Source organism: Thalassotalea hakodatensis, assembly GCF_030295995.1.
GTDB lineage: Bacteria > Pseudomonadota > Gammaproteobacteria > Enterobacterales > Alteromonadaceae > Thalassotalea_C > Thalassotalea_C hakodatensis.
The window spans coordinates 294,892-317,333 of record NZ_AP027365.1; the positions used below are offsets into that span (position 1 = coordinate 294,892).

19 protein-coding genes are annotated in these 22,442 nt (G+C 40.2%); 17 read left to right on the forward strand and 2 right to left on the reverse strand.

The genetic code is table 11. The features are described from left to right. Positions 1-40: 40 nt before the first annotated feature. Positions 41-892, forward strand: a complete 852-nt coding sequence (locus tag QUE72_RS01210) for an ROK family protein (RefSeq protein ID WP_286271022.1) — start codon at positions 41-43, stop codon at positions 890-892. On the opposite strand, the gene QUE72_RS01215 is transcribed toward QUE72_RS01210, so the two are convergent. Then, positions 872-1,222: an STAS domain-containing protein gene (locus tag QUE72_RS01215; protein WP_074497762.1), complete on the reverse strand. Its 351-nt coding sequence runs from the start codon at positions 1,220-1,222 to the stop codon at positions 872-874. The two genes, QUE72_RS01210 and QUE72_RS01215, sit on opposite strands and share 21 nt — an antisense overlap. Positions 1,223-1,487: 265 nt before the next feature. Between QUE72_RS01215 and QUE72_RS01220 the strand changes: the two genes are divergently transcribed. The 15 genes from QUE72_RS01220 to QUE72_RS01290 all read left to right on the forward strand — a co-directional run bounded on the left by QUE72_RS01220 (position 1,488) and on the right by QUE72_RS01290 (position 18,373). After that, positions 1,488-2,963, forward strand: a complete 1,476-nt coding sequence (locus QUE72_RS01220) for a 2-hydroxymuconic semialdehyde dehydrogenase (RefSeq protein WP_286271023.1) — start codon at positions 1,488-1,490, stop codon at positions 2,961-2,963. Beyond that, positions 2,960-3,391, forward strand: coding sequence for a RidA family protein (locus QUE72_RS01225; RefSeq protein WP_074497766.1), 432 nt, complete (start codon positions 2,960-2,962; stop codon positions 3,389-3,391). The genes QUE72_RS01220 and QUE72_RS01225 overlap by 4 nt, the downstream gene beginning before the upstream one ends. A gap of 2 nt (positions 3,392-3,393) precedes the next feature. Then, positions 3,394-3,951 (forward strand): 3-hydroxyanthranilate 3,4-dioxygenase, encoded by a 558-nt coding sequence (locus QUE72_RS01230; protein ID WP_286271025.1) that lies wholly within the window; start codon positions 3,394-3,396, stop codon positions 3,949-3,951. After that, entirely contained in the window at positions 3,951-4,973 is a 1,023-nt protein-coding gene (locus QUE72_RS01235; protein WP_286271026.1) for an amidohydrolase family protein, read from the forward strand. The genes QUE72_RS01230 and QUE72_RS01235 overlap by 1 nt, the downstream gene beginning before the upstream one ends. A gap of 11 nt (positions 4,974-4,984) precedes the next feature. Further along, a complete protein-coding gene (gene kynU, locus QUE72_RS01240) occupies positions 4,985-6,277 on the forward strand; it encodes a kynureninase (protein ID WP_074497774.1) in 1,293 nt (430 codons plus the stop codon). Beyond that, a complete protein-coding gene (locus QUE72_RS01245; protein WP_286271027.1) occupies positions 6,267-7,649 on the forward strand; it encodes an FAD-dependent oxidoreductase in 1,383 nt (460 codons plus the stop codon). Before kynU ends, QUE72_RS01245 begins: the two co-directional genes overlap by 11 nt. A gap of 1 nt (position 7,650) precedes the next feature. Further along, positions 7,651-8,523: a tryptophan 2,3-dioxygenase gene (gene kynA / locus QUE72_RS01250; protein ID WP_286271028.1), complete on the forward strand. Its 873-nt coding sequence runs from the start codon at positions 7,651-7,653 to the stop codon at positions 8,521-8,523. Between the two features lie 62 nt (positions 8,524-8,585). Continuing rightward, positions 8,586-9,506, forward strand: coding sequence for a LysR family transcriptional regulator (locus QUE72_RS01255; RefSeq protein ID WP_286271029.1), 921 nt, complete (start codon positions 8,586-8,588; stop codon positions 9,504-9,506). A gap of 109 nt (positions 9,507-9,615) precedes the next feature. Next, positions 9,616-10,857 (forward strand): amino acid deaminase, encoded by a 1,242-nt coding sequence (locus tag QUE72_RS01260; RefSeq protein ID WP_286271030.1) that lies wholly within the window; start codon positions 9,616-9,618, stop codon positions 10,855-10,857. Continuing rightward, complete coding sequence (locus QUE72_RS01265) at positions 10,858-11,709, forward strand: MurR/RpiR family transcriptional regulator (protein WP_286271031.1); 852 nt, start codon at positions 10,858-10,860, stop codon at positions 11,707-11,709. A gap of 13 nt (positions 11,710-11,722) precedes the next feature. Then, on the forward strand, positions 11,723-13,186 hold the full coding sequence (locus QUE72_RS01270; protein WP_286271033.1) for an N-acyl-D-amino-acid deacylase family protein: 1,464 nt from the start codon (positions 11,723-11,725) through the stop codon (positions 13,184-13,186). Then, entirely contained in the window at positions 13,183-13,569 is a 387-nt protein-coding gene (locus QUE72_RS01275) for a RidA family protein (protein WP_074497784.1), read from the forward strand. The genes QUE72_RS01270 and QUE72_RS01275 overlap by 4 nt, the downstream gene beginning before the upstream one ends. Before the next feature lie 19 nt (positions 13,570-13,588). Beyond that, positions 13,589-15,031 (forward strand): sodium:solute symporter family protein, encoded by a 1,443-nt coding sequence (locus tag QUE72_RS01280; RefSeq protein WP_286271036.1) that lies wholly within the window; start codon positions 13,589-13,591, stop codon positions 15,029-15,031. Positions 15,032-15,064: 33 nt separating this feature from the next. Next, positions 15,065-15,952 (forward strand): sugar kinase, encoded by an 888-nt coding sequence (locus QUE72_RS01285; RefSeq protein WP_286271038.1) that lies wholly within the window; start codon positions 15,065-15,067, stop codon positions 15,950-15,952. 18 nt (positions 15,953-15,970) lie between these two features. Continuing rightward, complete coding sequence (locus QUE72_RS01290) at positions 15,971-18,373, forward strand: family 20 glycosylhydrolase (protein WP_286271040.1); 2,403 nt, start codon at positions 15,971-15,973, stop codon at positions 18,371-18,373. 2 nt (positions 18,374-18,375) lie between these two features. Here the strand turns inward: QUE72_RS01290 and QUE72_RS01295 are convergent, their stop codons facing one another. Continuing rightward, positions 18,376-19,290, reverse strand: coding sequence for an alpha/beta hydrolase (locus QUE72_RS01295; RefSeq protein ID WP_286271041.1), 915 nt, complete (start codon positions 19,288-19,290; stop codon positions 18,376-18,378). A 304-nt stretch (positions 19,291-19,594) separates the two neighbouring features. Here QUE72_RS01295 and pepN point away from each other — a divergent pair, with 304 nt between their 5' ends. Next, on the forward strand, positions 19,595-22,276 hold the full coding sequence (gene pepN / locus QUE72_RS01300) for an aminopeptidase N (RefSeq protein WP_286271043.1): 2,682 nt from the start codon (positions 19,595-19,597) through the stop codon (positions 22,274-22,276). Positions 22,277-22,442 lie beyond the last annotated feature (166 nt).

Sequence of the window (22,442 nt, forward strand, 5' to 3'; positions counted from 1 at the left end):
TTAATGCTCGGCATATCTTCTAACGTTATTAGGTTTTCCAATGCAACCCACTTCGTTTGTTACTTTAGACATTGGCGGTACTAAAGTAAATTTTGGTCTATTCCGCGACGGCATTATTGAACATAATCAAGAAATACCCTTTTGTGCGCATGGTAGTTCAGCACAGATACGTCAGTTTTTAATTGATGGCATTGCTGCAATGATTGCTTCAGATACTACAGCTATCTGTATCGGCGTACCTTGTATTGTTGATGTTGAAAATGGCATCGTATTCGATGCGGTCAACATTCCTGCATGGCAAAAATATCCACTAAAAGATGAATTGAGTGACTATTTCGATTTACCCGTATACATCAATAATGATGTAAATTGTTTTGTTGCAGGAGAAGCCACTTTTGGTGATGTTGCCCGTTTTGAGAAAAATGTAGTTGGAATTTGCCTAGGTACTGGCTTTGGTACAGGGTTTTATTTAAACGATCAATTGTATGCTGGCCATAACTGTTGTGCGGGTGAGCTCGGCGGCATTCCGTATTTAAAGGGAACACTTGATGATTATTGCTCAGGTTCTTTTTTTACTAAAATACACCAAGTAAATGGTGCCGAATTGGCTGAAAGAGCACGCTCGGGTGATGTTGCGGCACAAGCTATTTTCGATGAATTTGCTCAGCACTTAGCAAAAGGCATCAGCTATTTAATGTTTACGGTTGATCCAAAAGTGATTGTTGTTGGTGGCTCTGTCGCTAAATCGTTTGATTTGTATATTGATTCACTTAGGCAGTCATTAGATAGTTTTCCTTATAAAAAAGTACGAACTAATCTAATTATCGTAAAAAGTGAACTAGATAACGCTGCTCTTCTTGGCGCAGCAGCCTTATATATAGGCAGTTGTTAATGCAGGTTCTACCTGGCTAGACATCATATTTTCAACAGATGGTAATAAATCAATCATCGTTAACATGTCAGCGGTATTACCGCGTGTTGCGTTAAAAATACGTAATAGTATTTGATTTTTACGACAGAAATTTTTCAATATCAACAACATACCTAAGCCCGCTGAATCAATATAAAGTGTGTTTTTAAAATCAATATCAATGTGAGTAGTCTGTTGACGACATATTCTTTTCAAGGCGCAAACAGTTTGATGGTGAGCAAAGGTAAACGTTTTATTTACTTCTAATAAAACAATAAGGTTTTGGTAACTAACCTTGGGTGCAGCGTTCATTAAAAAACCTTGTAACGAACGTCCATGTTGACAGTAAATGACCTAGAAAAGCGAGCTAGAATTATACGTGCTAACTCGTCCGACCACAAGTATTTGTCATCAATATAAAATAAGCAGTTAGCAAATTTTTTGAAAATGTAGTGGCATTGAAACAACGTTTTACCCTTATTTATATCAATAAAATTTATCTTTTATCTAAAAATAACTAATTATATTTATCTAATGGTTGGCGATACAGTCAGTTGATGACGCACGCAACAATCTGATGAATATGCTAAATGCATTACACTGCTACATTGATGGGCAGTTTCAACCAAGTGAAACTTACTTTGATAATGTTAGCCCGATAAACGGTGAAAAAATTGCGGATATTGCTGAAGCGAGTCCACAGCAAATTGATGCCGCAGTTCAGGCTGCAAAACAGGCACTTAATGGTGACTGGGGCCAAATGAGTGTTCAGCAGCGAAGCGTGTTATTGCATAAAGTCGCTGATCGTATTGAAGCAAGGTTAACCGAGTTTATTGACGCAGAAATAGCGGATACTGGCAAATCACTTCATCAAGTTGAAACCATCGATATTCCTCGTGCCGCAGCAAACTTTCGTACCTTTGCAGATCTTGCAAAATTTCATTCTGGTGAAACGTTTATGACGGAAACAGCTAGTGGTGAGCAGGCGCTCAATTATTCGGTTAATAAACCGTTAGGGGTTGTCGCGATTATTTCACCATGGAATCTCCCTTTACTGTTGGCAACCTGGAAAATAGCGCCAGCACTGGCTTGCGGAAACTGCGTGATTTTGAAACCTTCTGAAGAAACATCATCGACAGCCTTTTTATTAGCGCAAGTTATGGATGAAGTAGGTATGCCTGAAGGTGTGTTTAATCTGATATTAGGTCGTGGAAATAGGGTAGGTGATTTACTCACCGAGCACGGTAAAGTGGATGCGATCACATTTACTGGGTCGTCATCTACAGGGCAACATATCATGAAAAGGGTAGCCTCAGGAGTTAAATCGATTTCTTTTGAACTTGGCGGTAAAAATGCTGCTATCGTTTTTCAAGATGCAGATATTGATAAAGCCGTTGCCGGCGTAGCTCGCTCTTCCTTTACTAATTGTGGTCAGGTATGCCTATGTACTGAGCGCGTCTATGTACACCGTGAAATATACCAAGAATTTGTCGAGCGCTTAGTAAAAGCAGCCAAAGCAATAAAAATAGGTTACCCGAAAGAGCCAAATGTGCTTATTGGGCCATTAATTTCCAAACAACATCAACAAAAAGTATTGTCCTATTACCAACAAGCAAAAAAATCAGGGGCAAAGGTTCTTACCGGGGGAGGTGTGCCTAATTTTGGTGATGAACGTGATAACGGTTGTTTCATTGAGCCAACCATTATTACGGGGTTGTCGGATGAAGATCCGGTCAATCAAGAGGAAATTTTTGGCCCGATATGTCACGTCGCAATGTTTGATAGTGAACAAGAGGTGATCAGTCGAGCTAATAACACAGTTTATGGCCTTGCCGCCGCTATTTGGACGGAAAACTTATCAAGAGCGCATCGAGTAGCACCGAAAATGGAGGTTGGTCTTGTGTGGGTAAATACTTGGTTTTTACGTGATCTTCGAACACCTTTTGGTGGCGTTAAATTATCGGGCATCGGTCGAGAAGGGGGCGCGCATTCTATGGCATTTTATAGCGAACCTACCAATATTTGTATCAACATTGATAAGAGCGAAAAATGACGATGGAAAGTAAAGTATTAGCAAAAAAAGCCGTACCGCGAGGAACATTTCCACATGTAAAACGTGCAGGTGATTTTATCTATATTTCAGGTACGAGCTCAAGACGGCCAGATAACAGCTTTGCTGGCGTGGAAGTGGATGAGTTCGGTGCAACGACCTTAGATATTCGTGCTCAAACTACCGCAGTAATCGAAAACATTCGTGATATTTTACATTCCGTTGATGCAGAGCTCTCAGATTTGGTCGAGATAAGTACGTTTTTGGTCAGCATGAATGACTTTAAAGGCTATAACGAAACCTACAGTGAATTTTTTGATTTTGATGGCCCAACAAGAACAACCGTTGCTGTGCATCAACTTCCACATCCTCATCTATTAATAGAGTGTAAAGCAATCGCCTATAAGCCCTTAGCAAAGAGCGAGAAATAGCTATGAAAGCAAACTTAGCTGCGTTTAATTTTATGCAGTGGATCGAAGAGCATAAAGAGCTATTGCAGCCACCTGTCGGAAACGTACAAGTTTGGCAAAATACCGACATGATGGTTACCGTTGTCGGTGGTCCAAACCAGCGAACTGATTTTCATGATGATCCCGTTGAAGAATTCTTCTATCAACTTAAAGGCGATATGGTATTAAAAGTGATTGAGGACGGTCAGTGTAAAGACGTATTTATCCGCGAAGGAGATGTTTTCTTCTTGCCTAAACACGTTAGACACTCGCCACAACGTCCTACGGTAGGCAGTATTGGTTTAGTGATCGAACCTAAACGACCTAAAGGCGTGAAAGATGCCTTTGAATGGTATTGTTTTGAATGTGGTGAATTAGTGCATCGCACTGAAGTGCTGTTGACATCAATCGTCGATGATCTCCCTCCTTTGTATCAGGCTTTTTATCAAGATAAACAAGCAAGAACTTGCCCCCACTGTCAAACGATACACCCTGGTAAAGAGCCACCGAAAGGTTGGGTATCACTTGAGGAGCACAGCTAATGCAGGTGGTTGATATACATTCACATTTTTTCCCAAAAGAATGGCCGAGTCTTCAAGAGAAATTTGGTGGTAACGATTGGCCTTGGTTACAACATTTACCGAATGAAAAAAATGAAAGTGGCTTTGCCAAAGCGATGTTAATGAAAGGCGATAAACCATTTCGTCCTATCTATGCCGCTTGCTGGGATCCTGAAATAAGATTGGCAGAAATGGACGCCCAAGGCGTTTCGCAGCAAATTATTTCTGCCACGCCGATTTTATTCGCTTATGAAAAGCCCCTTGAACAAGCGGTGTACTGTGCGCAGATATTCAATGATGCCGCGCTAGAGATTTGCCAACAAGGTAAAGGGCGTTTGTTTTCTATGGCACAAGTGCCTTTACAAGATGCAGATGCTGCGTGTGAAGAAGCAAGTCGAGCAATGAACACCGGTCATGTTGGTATTCAAATTGGGAATCACGTGGGCGAGAAAAACATGGATGACGAAGGCGTATTAACCTTTCTTCAACATTGTGCTGCAGAGAACATACCGGTTTTTGTGCACCCTTGGGACATGATGGCAGCAAGCCGCACGAAAGATTACATGATGGGTTGGACGGTAGGAATGCCTGCTGAAACGCAGCTTTCGATCGTGTCGATGATTTTGGGTGGTGGCTTTGACCGTATTAGCCGCGACTTAAAGATTTGCTTTGCCCATGGTGGTGGTGCATTCGCTTTTTTACTTGGCCGATTGGAAAATGCTTGGCTTCATCGAGATATTGCCCGTGGTAAGTCTGAATATCCGCCTAGTCATTACTTAGATAGATTTTATTTAGATACCGCGGTGTTTGATCATGATGCGCTCGAATTATTGGTTAAGAAAATGACCACCGATCGTTTGTTGTTTGGTACTGATTACCCTTTCCCGTTAGGTGAGCAAAAAATGGGCGCATTAATTAAAACCGCGCCAAATTTATCGGATGCCGAAAAGCAACAAATGCTCGCCACGAATGCACAATTATTCTTTTCTTTGCCGACTTGTTAATTGAGAATGTTATGACCTTTGAAAATACCCTAGCTTATGCACAAAAACTTGATAATGAAGATCCATTAGCGAGTTATCGAGATAAATTCTATCACCCGGTCATAGAGGGAAAGCAGGTTTTGTATTTCACCGGAAACTCTTTAGGTTTACAGCCGAAAGCAGCAAAAGAATATCTACAAGTAGAACTTGATGATTGGGCTGCATGGGGAGTAGAAGGGCATTTTCACGGTCGAAATCCTTGGGTGAGTTATCATGAACTGTTAACACCAGCAAGTGCAGAACTTGTTGGTGCAAAAGCATCAGAAGTGGTGTGTATGAACTCGTTGACCACCAACTTACATTTATTATTTGTCAGCTTTTATCGTCCGTCTAAGCAGCGTTTTAAAATTATCAGTGAAGCTAAAATGTTTCCATCTGACCGCTACTTACTGGAAACTCAAGTAAAACATCATGGCTTTGAACCTGATGAAGCCATTATCGAAATTTCACCGCGAGAGGGTGAATTTACCATCAGAGAAAGCGATATTTTAGCCGCGATTGAAGAGCACCGTGATGAACTTGCCTTAGTGTTTTTCGGTGGGGTTAATTATTTTACTGGCCAGCTATTTGATATGAAAAAACTAACCGCAGCTGCACATAATGTTGGCGCATTAGCGGGTTTTGATTTGGCACATGCTGTTGGTAATGTGCCATTGAAACTTCATGATTGGCAAGTAGATTTTGCCGCTTGGTGTACTTACAAATATCTCAACGGAAGTGCTGGTAATGTCGGGGGAATTTTTGTGCATGATAAGCATGGTCAAGATACCGAAATTCCCCGTTTTGGTGGTTGGTGGGGGCATAATAAAGAACGTCGGTTTTTAATGGAAAACACCTTTGAGCCCATGGCAGGCGCTGAAGGTTGGCAATTAAGCAATGTGCCGATAATGGGGATGGCGGTGTTGAAATCATCACTTGATATTTTTGAAAAGGCTGGCATGGATGCGCTACGAAAAAAGAGCCTTACACTCACCGCCTTTTTGCAATATGTGTTTAATGATGTTGTTAACAAGTTTACTCATATTAAACTGCAAATTATTACTCCCGTAGCACCAGAGCAACGAGGATGCCAATTATCAGTAAAGCTTATTGGTACCGATAAACGATTTTTTAATCAATTAACTAACGCTGGTGTGATCACTGATTTTAGAGAGCCAGATGTGGTTAGGCTTGCCCCCGTGCCGCTGTATAATTCCTTTGAAGATATCTATCAATTCGGTCAACAATTAAACGCCTTGCTTAAGGAAATGGCCAATGATAGCTAAGCCATCTATTGCGATTAACGGTGCTGGGCCTGTTGGCGCATTATTAGCGCTGATGTTAGCTAAGCGCGGTTACCCTATTGATCTATTCGAATCTCGACCAGATTCACGAAAAAGCAATATCTATCAAGGTAAATCGATTAATTTAGCGCTTTCCGATCGTGGTTGGAAAGCGTTAAATGCAGTGGGCGTTGATGAAGAAATTCGTCAACAAGCGATTCCCATGTATTGCCGTGTCATGCACGATATTGAAGGGAATATCACCAAACAAAATTATGGCAAAGATAGTCAAGCCATTTGGTCTGTTTCTCGCTCAGGTATTAATGAGCAATTAATGACATTAGCCGAACAGCAAAACAATGTGTCACTACATTTCTCTCATCGACTCACCCAGCATGATTTTGACACAAACACCGCGACTTATATTGATGCAAATAAACAAATCAAACAACATCAAACCGATTTACTTTTTGGCGCTGATGGCACGTTTTCTAAAGTAAGACGATTAATGCAAGAACTGCCGCTGCAGCGAATAAGCTATAGTTTAGAGTACATGCCGCAAAGCTACATTGAATTAACCATTCCGGCTGGGGAAAACGGCGAACATCTGATGGAAAAAAATGCGCTTCATATCTGGCCACGTAAAGATTTTATGCTGATCGCATTACCGAATGCTGATGGCTCGTTTACTTGCACCTTGTTTATGGATCATCAAGGTGAGGTTTCATTCTCTGCGTTCACTGAATATGAAACAGTCGCAGCGTTCTTTGAACAGTATTTTGCCGATGCGCTACCGTTACTCGTTAATCCGATAGAAGAATTTCTTGCGAAGGCACCTTCACCGTTATGTTTGGTACATGTTTACCCTTGGTTGGTTAATCATCAAGTAGCACTTATTGGTGATGCTGCACATGCAATGGTGCCATTTTATGGTCAAGGCATGAACTGTGGCTTTGAAGATTGTCGTGTGTTGTGTGAGCTACTGGATAATTTTCAGGGAGACTGGCAGCAAACATTAATGGCCTACCAGCAGGAGCGAAAAGAAAATGGCGATGCGATTATTGAATTAGCAAAGCGTAACTTTATTGAAATGAGTGACTTAGCCGGCGATGAACGCTTTCTGTTACGTAAGAAAATTGAAGCTCGCTTTCATCAACGTTATCCTGAATTATGGATCCCGCTCTATTCAATGGTGACATTTTCACCCAATATTTCATACAAAACTGCACTTGAAATAGGTGACATTCAAGCCAAAATTATGGATGAAATTATGCAGATAGATAATATTGAAAAATGCTGGCAAGACGAATCTGTAATGACAACCCTATATGAATTGAGCCGCGATTCTATTCCGCTAATTCAGCAGGAGAGATAACATGAACTGCCCATATCATCCCTCTCAATCGAAAAAGACAACATCAAATTATCGCGAAATGGAAGAGAGCATTCATACTAACTTTGAAGATGATATGTCGTACGGTGATTATTTATGCCTTGAGCAAATTTTAACCGCACAAAAGCCACTATCTGCACAACATGATGAAATGTTATTTATTACAATTCATCAAACCAGTGAATTATGGTTAAAGCTCGCTGGGCATGAATTAACTGCTGCCATTACAAATATTCAACAAGCAGACTTTGGTCACGCTTTTAAAGTGATTTCTCGCGTTAAACATATACTCAATCAATTAACCCAGTCTTGGAACATTTTATCAACATTGACGCCTGTTGATTACTTGAAATTTCGTGATGCGTTAGGCCACTCATCTGGATTTCAATCATATGGTTATCGTAAACTTGAATTTTTATTAGGGAACAAAAACGCGAGTTTATTAGCGGTGCATAAAAATCAACCGGAAAGTTATCAATCTTTAAATGCTGTGCTTCATGCGCCAAGCTTATACGATGAAGTACTTCGAGCATTAGCAAAAAATGGCTTGGCTATTGATAAGCACGTACTTGAAAGAGATTTTACCCAACCCTATCAGCAAGATGAATCTGTGCTGCAAGCATGGTTAAACGTTTATCAACATGCTGATGAACATTTCCAGATGTATGAGCTTGCTGAAAAATTGATTGATATTGAAGATGCCTTTCAGCAGTGGCGGTTTAAACATATGTATACGGTGCAACGTATTATTGGTCATAAAGCAGGAACAGGTGGTTCGTCTGGTGTCAGTTTTTTAAAGAAAGCATTAGATATTAGTTTTTTTCCTGAACTGTTTGCTTTACGTACTCATTTATAATTGTGAAATTATTTTTATCGTTATAGCATGATATATCAGTAATATTGATATGTTGAAACTCAGTGGACATTAGCAAAAGCCAATTAACGATCAGTCATTTAAAAATGATTTGTCAGTTAGCTGAAAGTGAAACGGTAAAAGAGGCGGCTCAAGCATTATTTATTTCTCAGCCGGCATTAACCAACCGTATTCGCGAGGCTGAAAAACGTTTAAATAGCCAATTATTCTACCGCCGTGGTCGTCGAATTTATATGTCGAATGCGGGTAAACGTTTGCTGGTATCAGCCAAGAAAATTTTACAAGAATTAGCGCGCGTCGAACATGATATTTCTCGCTTAACTCATGGTGTTGAGCAGGTGCTACGCATTAGTATGCCGCACTATGCAAACTTTTCATGGCTACCTGATGTACTTGAAGGTTTTTCGTTAAGCTACCCTCAAATAGAGCTTGAAATTACTTCGCAATCACCGGTTAAACCGCTTCAAGCTTTGCATAATCATGATGTAGATGTGGCTATTATTTCTAGTGCTAAGGCCGAGTTAGAAATAGATGCAGAGCAATATGTTGCTAAAGTGATCACGCAAGATGAGTTAGTCGCTTGTTTATCTAAGCAACATCACAAATCAAATCAGGCGTTTTTGATGCCGGAAGATTTCGCCGATCAAACCTATGTGACAAATTCAACTGAAGCAGAAACTGAACGTGAATATGAGTTGTTTTTTAAACCAGCAGGGGTTATCCCGCCAAAAGTGTTACAAGTAGGTTTTAATGATGCCATTCTCGCGTTAGTTAAAGCAAATGTAGGTGTGTCTATATTTTCTCAACGTCAATTAACCCGTTATCTACCTGACGCTTCCTTAACAACATGTCAATTAGGTGAAGCCGGGTTACCGGTATTTTGGCATGTTGTTTATCGCAAACATGATCCTATTATTGCGCCGGCAGAAAAATTATTTTCTCTTTTATCTCAACATTATAACTAAACATTATAGTGTTATGAGTAAATTTATGCCTTTTTGTGTTACTAAGTAACCATTAGTTTGATATATTGTTGTTATATTTTAACATTGATGTCTGTTGAAAGGCGATAATATGACAACAAGCAAACAGCAACTGCATGTAAATAAAGGCTTTGGCGATGTAACCGCGTTAGAGGGCTCTGGTTGGAATATTCTTAATGAAGAGGTTGGCTTACCCGTAGCGGTACTTGATGAGGCATCTTTACAGAGTAATGCGCAGTGGATGCAATCTTTTAGTGAGCAAGCCGGTGTTAAATTAGCTCCGCATGGTAAAACTACCATGTCCCCAGAGCTTTTTAAGCAACAGTTGTCACAAGGATGTTGGGGCATAAGCTTGGCAACTATTCCTCAGGTGGTAAGTGCTTACAAACAAGGCGTTAAACGCTTTATACTTGCCAATCAATTAATCGGTAAATTTCACTGTCAGCAACTAGTGGAAATTTTACAAGATCCTGATGTTGAATTTTATTGCTTTGTTGAATCAGTGGCTAATGTTGTGTTTTTAGGTGAATTTTTCCAACAGCAAAAAGCAACGTTAAACGTGTTGATAGAAATAGGCGTGCCAGGTGGTCGTTGTGGTTGGCGCGATGTTGACAACATTGAGCCACTTGTTGATGCAATTTCAGCACAACCTGCGTTGCAGTTATCGGGTGTTAGCTTTTATGAAGGCGTGATTCACGGTGAAGATGCACAAGCAAAGATAGTGCATTTTATTGAGCGTATTAAGCAATTGTTTAATACGCTACAGCAACAAGGCCGATTCAACGGTGAAAATGTGATCATTACTGGTGCTGGCTCCGCTTGGTATGATGTCGTCGCTAACGCATTAACTCAAGAACAATCATTAAACTTTACCGCCATTATTAGACCTGGTTGCTATTTGATACATGATACCGGCATCTATCAAGATGCGCAGCAAACGATCATGCAACGCAGCCAACTAGCGTGTGATATTGGCGGCGACCTGATTTCTAGCCTTTACGTGTGGGCGTATGTTTATGCTACGCCTGAACCAGGATTAGTCATTGTCGGTTTAGGTAAGCGAGATGCTGCGTTTGACGCAGGGTTGCCAACCCCTACCTTGTATTATCGCCCTGGTAACGACAAACCACAGCAAGTACCTAATAGCTGGGAGTCGGTAAAAATAATGGATCAACACTTGATGCTCAAGGTTGACGAAAGTGCCGATTTACAACCTGGCGATATGATGTGTTTTTCAACGTCACACCCGTGTCTAACGTTTGATAAATGGCGTTTTATTGGCATTAGTAATGACCAACATGTGATCACAAAACAAGTGGCGACTTACTTCTAAATGGATATTTTAACCCGAATAAGTCAGCGTTATGATCACATGCGCCCGGCGGAACAAAAAGTAGCAGATTTGATCCGAAAAGATTTAAAGTTTGCCAGTCGTTGTGCCATTCAACAGTTGGCGAAAAAAGCAGGCGTGAGTCATGCCAGTATTACCCGTTTAGCAAAAACGTTAGCTTGTGATGATGTACGTGATTTAAAACTGCAGCTAGCACAAGTTGCTGCCGTTGGAGAGCGTTTTCATAATGAACAGCATATCGAACAACAAGATATGCCAGAGGTATATCAATCTATTCAAGATATTTTGCAGGTTAATCGGGGTTTAATCACCAAAGATAAATGTATCACGGCAGCTGAATTAATTTTAGCGGCAAATCATTGTTTAATTTTTGGTGTAGGCGGTGGTAGTACCATCTTTGCGCAAGAGTGCCAACATCGATTATTCCGCTTAGATGTCAAAAGTAATGCGTATTCTGATCCCATGTTAATGCGGATGACAGCAGCAAGCATTGATGCCAATGATTTACTGATTTGTTTATCGTTAAGCGGTAAAAGCCCTGATGTGTTAGAAGCTGCCAACATCGCTAAGGAGTACGGTGGCAAAGTCGTTGCTATTTGTCCAGAAGGCGAGTTATCAGCGTTGGCTGATGTGCACTTGCCTATCACCACTCAAGAAATGGATTTTATTTATATGCCAAGCGCATCACGGTACGTGTTATTAGCTGCGATTGACATGCTAGCAAGTGAAGTAGCGTTTAAGAATCAGCGAAAGTCGCGTGAAAAATTGCGCCGAATTAAATTACAACTTGATGAGCATCGTGGTTGTGCGAGTAGAACACCATTAGGCGATTAAAAGGAAGCATGATTTGTACGATTTGATCATTAAAAATGCACAAGTAATAGATGGCAGCGGAGCCCCTGCTCAGCAAGTTGATGTTGCCATTTGTGGAGACAAAATTGCTACGGTAGGTGAGTCACAGGCATTTAGTAAACATGTTATTGATGCGAAAGGTTTAGTGCTTTCGCCAGGGTTTATAGATGTTCATACCCATGACGATCTGGAAGTTGTGCGTAACCCTGACATGCTCGCCAAAGTGAGTCAGGGGGTTTCTACCGTTGTCGTTGGAAATTGCGGCATCAGTGCTAGCCCCTATCAACTTGGCATTGAACCACCAGACCCTATCAATTTGTTGGGCAAGCAGGGTGAGTTTAACTTTGCTTGTTTGTCTGAATATATTGATTATTTATCATCAGCACCGCCTAACGTGAATGTCGTCGCATTGGTGGGTCATACGGCATTACGCGCGCAGGTAATGGATGATTTATCTCGAGGTGCTACCGATGATGAAATTGCTAAAATGCAGCAATTACTCCGCCGTGCACTTGAACAAGGTGCAAAGGGGTTAAGTACAGGGCTGGCTTATAAAAATGCTAAAGCGTCAACTGAGCACGAAACACAAGCTCTTGCCAGTGTACTGCATGATTTTGATGCATTATATACCACGCATTTACGCACAGAGTTTGACGGGATTATTGACGCGTTAGATGAGGCGTTTACCTTAGGGAAGAAAGTGCAATCACCGGTGGTTATCTCTCATTTAAAATGTGCAGGGAAGCAAAATTGGGGCAGATCAAAAGAGATCATAGCGCATGTTGAGCAGGCCGCACAACAACAGCCGATTGCCTGTGATTGTTATCCGTATCACGCAAGTTCTAGCACCTTAGATTTAAACCAAGTGACTGATGATTTTGAAATTTTTATAACCTGGTCAGATGCAGAGCCAACAATGGCTGGTCAGAGCTTGGCGGCTATTGCGAAGACGTGGAATGTGAGCTTACAGGATGCAGCAAAACGTTTAATGCCAGCAGGTGCTGTTTACCACGGTATGAACGAACAAGATGTTGAAGCATTTTTAAAATATGACAGAAGCATGATTGGTTCAGATGGCTTGCCGTGTGATCCACATCCACACCCTAGGTTGTGGGGAGCGTTTCCTCGCGTACTTGGACGATACAGCCGAGATAAGTCATTATTTCCGTTAGCAACTGCAATTCATAAAATGACAGGAAAGTCGGCGGAAAATTTCAATTTACACAATCGAGGACTGATTAAATCAGGCTATTACGCTGATTTAGTGTTATTTGATCCAAAAAGCATTATTGACAATGCTGACTTTACTGCACCTTTTGCTGTTTCTTCTGGCATTAAAAAGCTGTGGGTCAATGGTCGGTTAACTTACCAACAAGGTGAAGGGGTATGCCCTACAGAGCATTCTCCTCGCACCGGACAATTTTTAAAACATACATATATCAAGAGGAATAAATCATGACAATTACTCGTTTTGGCGCTGATGGCGGCGTAGGTACAGGTGGTCAACATTTACCGTTTTCAAGTGCAGTAGAAGCTGGCGGTTGGCTTTATGTTTCTGGTCAAACACCGATGACCGATGGTGAAGTTGTCGAAGGTGGTGTTGTTGAACAGTCACGCTTAGCAATTGATAACTGCATTAAAATTATGACAGATGCGGGGTACGGTTTAGAAGATGTGGTGCATGTGAAAGTGATCTTAACCGATGCACGTTATTTTCAATCGTTTAATAAAGTCTTTAAAGAATACTTCGGTGAACATCCACCAGCGCGTATTTGTGCCGTTGCTGACTTAGTGGTTGATGTAAAAGTTGAAGTTGACGTTACGTGTTATAAAGCACCGTAAATAAAGAGGGAGTGAGCTAATGGAAGGTGTTTTCTTCGTTGCATTCGCGCTATATGTGTTAGGTATGATCGGACTGAGTTGGTGGGTATCGCGCCGACAAACGTCGGGTGAAGACTTTTTACTGGGTGGTCGCAGTTTACCGTTACTGCTTACCTTAGGTACTACCGTCGCGACTATGGTTGGTACTGGCTCTTCGATGGGAGCGGTGGGTTTTGCTTATCACAACGGCTGGGCTGGCATGCTGTACGGCATAGGCGGCGCCATTGGTATCTTGCTATTAGCGTGGATATTTGCCCCTATGCGCAGATATCAATTTATGACCATGAGTGAAGAAATAGCGTTTTATGTTGGTGCTCATCCTTTAATCAAAAACTTATTGGCGATTGTAATATACATCGCCAGTATTGGTTGGCTAGGCGCACATATCATTGGTGGTGGCATGTATCTTTCTTGGCTGACTGGCTTAGATATCAACACCGCTAAAATGATTATTGCGATTAGTTTCGCTATTTATGTCATTATTGGCGGTTATACTGCTGTGGTTTGGACAGATTCAATTCAGGCGCTGATCTTATTTGTTGGCTTTATTTTAATGGCATATTTTTCAGTGGACTATGTAGGTGGCTGGCAAGCAATGCTAGATGCACAACCAACAGCGAACACTTCTTGGTTTGCAATAGATAAAGTTGGTGCCTTGCATGCTTTATCATTAAGTTTAGCGATATTAGTAGGTATTTTGGCAACGCCGTCATTTAGACAACGGATATATTCGGGTAAAAGTGTTAGCTCAATTCGTCGCTCTTTTATTTATTCAGGTGTGCTGTATCTGGGATTTTCAATTGTACCTGCAATCATTGGCATGTCAGCGTATGCGATTAATCAAGATTTAGACAATGCTTCATTTGCCTTTCCTCATCTTGCATTGAATGTGATGCCACTTGCGTTAGGGGTGTTAATTATTATTGCGGGTATATCTGCGACATTATCAAGTGCAAGTTCAGATGCGATCGCAGCAGTGAGTGTAGCTATGCGCGATTTATATCGCTTAGTTACTGGCAAAATGCCAAAGCCTGATCGCGTGATTTGGTTGTCACGTTTTAGCCTGTTTTTTACCATCAGCATCGCGCTTGGTTTTGCACTATTGTCGGATGATATTATTTCCTATATTACCAAGATGATCGCTATATTAATGTCTGGTATGTGTGTTGCTGGCTTACTCGGTCGTTTCTGGCCAAGATATAACTGGCAAGGTGCGTTACTCACCTTATTGTGTTCAACTGTTTGTGCGTTAGCGGTAAGTTTAATACCACAATGGGAAAGTTACTGGGGTAATCCTGTTATTCCTGCGCTAATTGCCGGTACAATATCGGGTATTATTGGCAGTTTAGTGACACCAGCGTCAGAATTAGACGAACAACATGCATTGGATGTCTTAGCGAAAGAACGGAAGCAAATGGAGTAAGCCTTGAATAATATTGTATTTTTAGGGGAATGTATGATTGAGGACCACTCAGACGGTTTGTTCCGTTTCGGTGGTGATACGCTCAATACTGCGTTGTATTTAGCTAGGCTTACTGAAAATGTACCGATAAATGTTGCGTTTGCGACGTCAATTGGTATTGATTTAGACAGTAACTTATTACTCGCCGCGTGGAAAAAAGAAGGCATTGATACCAGGTTTGTTACTCAGCTTGTCGATAAATTCCCTGGTCGTTATCGTATTAAAACGGATAAACAAGGTGAGCGAAGCTTTAAATACCAACGAAGTAATAGTGCTGCTCGATATTATTTAACCTCATCACCAGGCGCTTTAACCCGATTTATTGCTGGTCGTACAGGTGATTATTTATATGTTAGCGGGATTAGCCTAGCGATTATTTCTCCTGAAGATAGAGTGTGGCTATTTGATGCATTAGCACGTTTTAAAGCGAATGGTGGCAAGGTTATTTTTGACAATAATTATCGACCGGTACTGTGGAATAAAAAAGAGGTTCTACCTACTTATCAGAGCGCAATGGCGTTAGCGGATATTGCTTTTTTAACCGATGAAGATGAATTTGAAATTTATCAAGATAATTCATTGGATGGTATTATTTCTCGCGCAAAACAATACAATACAACGGAAACCATTATTAAACGGGGCAGTGAACCTTGTATTATTATCAATAGCCAAGGTGAGCAACAAGCGGTAAGTGCTGAACCTGTCACTAATCTTGTTGATACCTGTGCTGCGGGTGATGCATTTGCGGCAGGTTATCTTTCACAACGGCTTCAGCATGCAAGTGTTGAACATTGTGCGCAATTTGCCCATCGAGTTGCAGGTAGAGTTATTCAGTACTCAGGTGCCATTGTTGACCGCAAGGTTATGGCCGATCTTTTTTGACGTAAAAGGTAAAATTTAATGTTTAATCGATTATTTTCTATTGCTCTTGTTATGTTGTGCCTAAACATCAACATGGTCTCGTGGGCTAACGATTTGTCACTCAACGTAATGCCCTACCCTAAAACAGTCATTATTAATGAGCAGGAATTTACCATTAGCGATGGCTTTTCGATTTCGGTAGAAGGTGGGAGTAAACAACGTTCCGCTCAATTGAAAAATACCTTAGAGTCACAAATCAGTACCTTTGGCTGGCAAGTTTCTACAACGAATGATAAGGCAATACCGATTGTTATTCGTATTAACCAAGGGGGGGGGTTGGATTATCAATTTCCGGCGTTACATCAAGATGAAAGTTATCAACTCACGCTAGATAACCAGCAAGTATTGCTCGAAGCAAAATCTGACTTCGGTGCATTGCATGGCGTGGCAACATTGACACAATTGCTTTATCAAGCAAAAAGTAACCAGGTGTTGGCCCAGCTTACCATTAAAGATCTTCCTAGGTTTCCATGGCGTGGCTTTATGCTAGACAGTGTTCGCCACTTTATTTCTATTGATGCGATAAAGCGTCAATTACGTGGTATGGCTGCGGCAAAGTTAAATGTATTTCATTGGCATCTTACCGATGATCAAGGGTGGCGTATTGCCCTAGATAGTTACCCTGAATTACATAAAAAAGCCTCTGACGGACAATATTATACCAAAGCACAAATTCGTGAAGTGGTTGAGTATGCAAGCTTGCTAGGCATTCGCGTAGTACCCGAGTTTGATGTACCAGGTCATGCGTCTGCTATTGCTGTTGCATATCCCCATTTAATGAGTGAGCAAAAACACTATCAAATGGAAGATGGTTGGGGAGTATTTGAACCGTTATTAGATCCAAGTAACCCTGAAGTCTATCAGTTTATTGATGGTGTGATTGCAGAGTTAACCACGCTATTTCCTGATCAATATTTACACATTGGCGGTGATGAAGTTGATCCAACGCAATGGAATAATAGTACTGAAATTCAGGCATTCATGAAAGAAAATAGCTTGCAAGATGCGCATGCATTACAAGCATTTTTTAATCAAAAAGTGGCTGGAATACTGGCTAAACATCAACGTAAAATGATGGGGTGGGATGAAATATTCCATCCAGATTTGCCACAAAATATTATGGTGCAATCGTGGCGAGGTATGGAAAGCTTATCAAAGATCGCTGTCAGTGGTTATCAAGGCCTGCTATCTACAGGTTTTTATATCGATCAGCCTCAAAGTAGTGCTTATCATTATCGAAATGAGCTGCTTCAACAACGCCCTAGAACGGCGGTTCAGCCAAAAGAGGGGCAACAAGTCGTCGCTTATCAATTTGAGATGCCTCGTTTGAAAGGCAGCGCAGTTAACGGTACGTTAGCCATGGTGATGCATAATGATTACGTGTTACACGCTTATGTGAAGCTTAACAATAATCACTTCAAAAAGGCGAATGTTGATAGGCATCTAGTGCTCAGTAAAGGGGAAGTCAATGTTGCTATTGATAGTTGGATGGGACCAACGCGTGGTGAGTTTTTACTAACGGATGAACAATCAACAGGGCGCATATTAATTGGCAATACCTATTATCCAGTATCAATTGCACCGATAGATAATTTTGATTATAGCCAAGTCACGTTACTACCCAATATTTCACCGATTGCCGCGCGAAATATTTTAGGTGGCGAAGCGACGTTATGGAGTGAATTAGTGACAGAGCAAAACCTTGACGTACGTGCTTGGCCGCGATTGTTTGTTATAGCCGAGCGTTTTTGGTCATCTAAATCACTGAAAAATATTGATAACATGTTTTCGCGTTTGATGGTGTTAGATAAGTTTTCGCAGCAGATAGGTTTGCATCATAAACAGCAATATCGTGCAGGTTTACAATCACTTGTTTTTGCTAAAACCAACATCACACCTTTAACGGTATTGGCTGAGCAATTAGAACCAGCAAATTATTACACGCGTCATCATATTAAGTTTCAGCAAGATAAATATCACCAAAATGCACAGTTGAATCGTTTTGCTGATTTTTTACCTGTTGAAAGTATGGCGTTAATTGAAATGCATCAACAATTGAAAGCCTTTCAACAAGGAGATAAAAACGCATTGCAAGGTATTATTGATCGGTTACGGGTTTGGCACTTCAATTTTGACAAGGTGATATCACTAGTGAAAATTGCACCAAAGCTTGATGATTTACCAGATGTTATCGATCAAGCAAGAGATATTAATACCTTGGCGTTAACCATTGCACAAAGTTGTTACAACGGTGTAAAGATTCGCCATGATGAAGCGAAGCGTATTAAAAACACGTTACACCGTTTACATAAAGAAGGTAAAGAGATCATTGTTGCCAGCAATTTATTTACTGAGCGGCTATTAGCAGCTTGTAAGGCTTAACTTTACGCTTCCATTTGCTTAAGCACACTATTGAATAGTGTGCTTTTTTTATCTGATAACGTGGTGATCACATCAAAGTGGTTTTTATTTTCAATATTCGCTAATAATACTTTGTTGCAGCCTAAACAATTTAATTGATAAAAATCATTCGATTGGCGTTTAAATTCGTCTGTTTCATGATCACCATAAGCAACGATAAAGCGTGTTTCATTACAATGTGTTAATTTATTTGCCGCTAATAATGGACTCAAGTGAGTAATTTCATCTTGTGTTAACGCTAATGCTTCATTGATATAGGTAAATTGAAGTGGCGTTAAATCATAAATACCGCTAACCGCACAAACACCTTTTACGGGATTAGCAGGGAGATCAAACGTTGTTTGCCAGTCAGTCATTGCAGCCATAACAGCTAATTGTGCGCCTGCTGAACTTCCAGACAAATAAATTTGGTCTTTATCATAACCGTACTGGTCTGCATGACGATAGAGCCAAGCAATGGCATTTCTAACTTGGTTTACAATTGTTGTTAATGAGGCTTTTGGCGCTAGCGTGTAATTTATTACTGCAACATGGTAACCATGTTGTTGAAAATTGTTCGCAGCAAAGCAACTTTCTTCCTTGCTTAGCTCCTGCCAATAACCACCATGAATAAAGACTTGTAGCTTTCTTTTTATTGAAATAGTCGAACGTTGCGAATTGTGGTGATGGGGAAGAAATAAGTCGAGGGTTTCATCAGGGCTTTGACCATAACGTAAATTTTCTTTTAACGAGCCATGATGAGAGGCAAGTTGTTTTACTTGCTGGCTTTGTTCTGCGTATTGCTGTAGATAAATATCTAAATTGGCAACACAACTGCTAGGTGAATATTCCCTAGCTAACGCCTGTAATGAAAAATTTCGATAAACGGTTTCTGTCATATGATTAGCTACTTGTTTAACCAGAAGTCCTTGTAAAGCGAAAATTGATAGTAGTCACTATAGCGGATTTACGGACATTTAATTAGTCCCTATTTATTCGATAATTGTTTCAATAAAGTTAACGTTATAAGCATAAAATATAGTTGTTAACAGACTAAATGTAACAAAATATTAATATATTACACAAATCACATCTTTTAATGCCGTTATGAAAAAGCATATGATATAACCAAATATATACAAAATATTTTCATATTTTGTGCTTCCGCTAAATTTAATACATAACAAAAATATTGAGCTCCTCATGAAATTAACAAAAATAAACAAAGCAGTTACTGTTGCCTTGGCAGTGGGTGTTGTTGCATTAACAGGGTGTGAAAAAAATGCCTCTGCCCCTGAGCATGTAACAACTCAAAAAACACAAGCCACAGCGGCTCGCCAACAAAGTGAGTCATTATTTGAAGAATACGCTAAAATGCGTGCTCAACAAGTTAGCAACGTTAATTATCACCTTCAAGTTACCCTCGATAATACTTCTGAAAGTTTTTCAGGTGTCACAGACATTGTGTTTGACTTAACCAATGATAATCAAAATGATTTAACCATCGATTTTGATGAGGGCACAGTCTCATCTGTCAAAGTGAATGGTAAAGAAGTAACATTTAACTACGAGAAATGGTTTATTACCATTCCAAAAAGTGAGTTATCTGCTGGAAAAAATACTGTCACAGTTGCTTATGAGCGTCCATATTCTACCGATGGTTCAGGCTTACATCGTTTTGTAGATCCTGAAAATGGTGAAGTGTATCTCTACACAGATTTTGAACCTTACGATGCTAATCGCTTATTTCCTCATTTCGATCAGCCAGATTTAAAAGCAACGTATTCCATGAAAGTGACGGCACCTGATCATTGGAAAGTGATCACTTCAGTAAGAGAAAATAAGATTGAAGAAAGTGGTGATAACAACGTATGGCATTTTCCTGAATCCGCAAAATTTTCATCCTATATTTTTTCATTACATGCTGGTAATTACGCCGTTTGGGAAGATAAATTTGAAGATATTCCATTACGCTTATTTGCTCGTCAGAGCTTAGCGGAATATGTGAATACCGATGAGTGGTTCACACCGACTAAGCAAAGCTTTAAATTTTTTAATGATTACTTTGGTGTACGTTATCCTTTCGTTAAATACGACCAAATAGTGGCGCCAGATTTTAATGCCGGCGCGATGGAAAATGTTGCTGCAGTAACCTTCAATGAAGGCTATATATCACGAGGTGAAAAATCAACTAGAGCCAAAATGAGCTTAGCGAATGTGATTGCTCATGAAATGGCGCATATGTGGTTCGGTAATTTGGTGACCATGCGTTGGTGGAATGGCCTATGGCTGAATGAAAGTTTTGCAACTTACATGGCGAATTTAGAAGTAGCAGAGGCCAGTGACTTTAAAAATAATTGGGATGTCTTTTATTCAGGCACTAAGCAGTGGGCATATCGCAGTGATGATTCAGTGAATACTCATGCTATTGAATTGCCAGTTCCATCAACAGGAGATGCATTAACAAATTTTGATGGTATTACATACGGTAAGGGGGCTTCAGTGTTAAAACAGCTACCTTATTACCTTGGCGAAGAAAACTTCCGCGTTGGGGTTAGTAATTACTTGAAAAAGTTTTCTTACAAAAACACTGAATTAGAAGACTTTATCGGCGAGCTTGGTAAAGCAGCTGATATGGATATGGAACAATGGACTCAAGACTGGTTATACAATGCAGGTCTTAATACGATTAAAGTTAATTATCAATGTGACGCAGATAAAATTACAGAGATGAACATTGTTCAAAGTGCACCTGATGACTATCCAACATTACGTGAGCAACGAGTACAAGTTGGTTTGTATCAATTAGATGGCGAGAATATGGCATTAGCTAATGCAATACCTGTTATGTATAAAGGTGAAAGCACTAAGGTAAGCGATGCTATTGGCCAAGCCTGCCCTGATATAGTGTACCCTAACGAAGGGGACTGGGGGTTTGTTAAAGTTGATCTTGATGAAAAGTCACTGGCGGCCGTTGAACAACATATTAATGCTGTTGAAAGTGCTACGATGCAACTAATGCTATGGCAAAGTCTTTCAGATAGTGTCAGAGATGCAAATCTAGCTGCCGATAAATTTGTGAATTTTGCTATAGCTAATATTGAAGGTGAACAAGATTATAATGTGATCCGAAAAATATCAGCTAGTTTAACCACTGCTATGGGTTACTTAAACACAGCAACTCGTCTGGAAAAACAGGATTATTCCGCCTTATATCAAGATGTTGAAAATCTCTACTTACGTTTGTTAGAGAAAGCACCTGCTGGCTCTGATCTGCAAAAAATGTGGTATGGTCGTTATGTATCTTTTAGTAAATCAGATAAACATCTGAAAAACTTACTTGCGATATTACAAGGTGAGCGTAGTTATGAAGGGTTAACCATTGATCAAGATAAACGCTGGGGCATACTCGCACAACTAAATCGTTATCAATATGGTAATTATGTTGCACTATTAGATAGTGAAAAAGAGCAAGATAATTCTGATACCGGAGTTAAAAATGCCATTTATGCTGAAGTGGTTCGCCCAGAAGCAGATGTGAAAAAGAAATGGTTTGATGTGGTGATCAATAATCCTGAAAATCTCAAGTTATCTACACTACGTTACATTATGTGGGGGCTTTTCCCAACAGAACAATCAGCATTAGAGGCACCATATAAAGAAAGAATCCTGGCGCACATTCCTAAATTAAATGATGGAAGTGACTTAGGCTTATTAGGGGCATTTGCCAGTAGTATGATACCCAGCGAATGTACTGCTGAAAGTGAAGCGGAACTTGCGACATTGATTGAAGAATACAAGTCAATGAAGCCTCAAGTGTTGAAAACGGTTAAAGCGAGACATCAAAATGTTGGTCGTTGTATTAAAGCGTTAAAACTACTCTAAACAGACATATAATGTTCATTGCTAAAACGCTTCATTTTTGAAGCGTTTTTTATGTCATGTATTCTGCCAACGTCAATTTTTGCGTATAAATTTAAAGAAGTGTAAACAACGTTTATTTTTGTCTTTATGTATTAAACAAGATCTTGACGCGTGACATATTCAGCGA

Bases quoted from the DNA above. Each gene is read 5' to 3' on its own strand.
- pepN (WP_286271043.1), top strand. From the start codon at position 19,595: ATGAAATTAACAAAAATAAACAAAGCAGTTACTGTTGCCTTGGCAGTG.
- QUE72_RS01220 (WP_286271023.1), top strand. From the start codon at position 1,488: ATGAATATGCTAAATGCATTACACTGCTACATTGATGGGCAGTTTCAA.
- QUE72_RS01280 (WP_286271036.1), top strand. From the start codon at position 13,589: ATGGAAGGTGTTTTCTTCGTTGCATTCGCGCTATATGTGTTAGGTATG.
- QUE72_RS01245 (WP_286271027.1), top strand. From the start codon at position 6,267: ATGATAGCTAAGCCATCTATTGCGATTAACGGTGCTGGGCCTGTTGGC.
- QUE72_RS01290 (WP_286271040.1), top strand. From the start codon at position 15,971: ATGTTTAATCGATTATTTTCTATTGCTCTTGTTATGTTGTGCCTAAAC.
- QUE72_RS01265 (WP_286271031.1), top strand. From the start codon at position 10,858: ATGGATATTTTAACCCGAATAAGTCAGCGTTATGATCACATGCGCCCG.
- kynU (WP_074497774.1), top strand. From the start codon at position 4,985: ATGACCTTTGAAAATACCCTAGCTTATGCACAAAAACTTGATAATGAA.
- QUE72_RS01215 (WP_074497762.1), bottom strand. From the start codon at position 1,222: ATGAACGCTGCACCCAAGGTTAGTTACCAAAACCTTATTGTTTTATTA.
- QUE72_RS01225 (WP_074497766.1), top strand. From the start codon at position 2,960: ATGACGATGGAAAGTAAAGTATTAGCAAAAAAAGCCGTACCGCGAGGA.
- QUE72_RS01260 (WP_286271030.1), top strand. From the start codon at position 9,616: ATGACAACAAGCAAACAGCAACTGCATGTAAATAAAGGCTTTGGCGAT.
- QUE72_RS01295 (WP_286271041.1), bottom strand. From the start codon at position 19,290: ATGACAGAAACCGTTTATCGAAATTTTTCATTACAGGCGTTAGCTAGG.
- QUE72_RS01230 (WP_286271025.1), top strand. From the start codon at position 3,394: ATGAAAGCAAACTTAGCTGCGTTTAATTTTATGCAGTGGATCGAAGAG.
- kynA (WP_286271028.1), top strand. From the start codon at position 7,651: ATGAACTGCCCATATCATCCCTCTCAATCGAAAAAGACAACATCAAAT.
- QUE72_RS01285 (WP_286271038.1), top strand. From the start codon at position 15,065: ATGATTGAGGACCACTCAGACGGTTTGTTCCGTTTCGGTGGTGATACG.
- QUE72_RS01210 (WP_286271022.1), top strand. From the start codon at position 41: ATGCAACCCACTTCGTTTGTTACTTTAGACATTGGCGGTACTAAAGTA.
- QUE72_RS01235 (WP_286271026.1), top strand. From the start codon at position 3,951: ATGCAGGTGGTTGATATACATTCACATTTTTTCCCAAAAGAATGGCCG.
- QUE72_RS01275 (WP_074497784.1), top strand. From the start codon at position 13,183: ATGACAATTACTCGTTTTGGCGCTGATGGCGGCGTAGGTACAGGTGGT.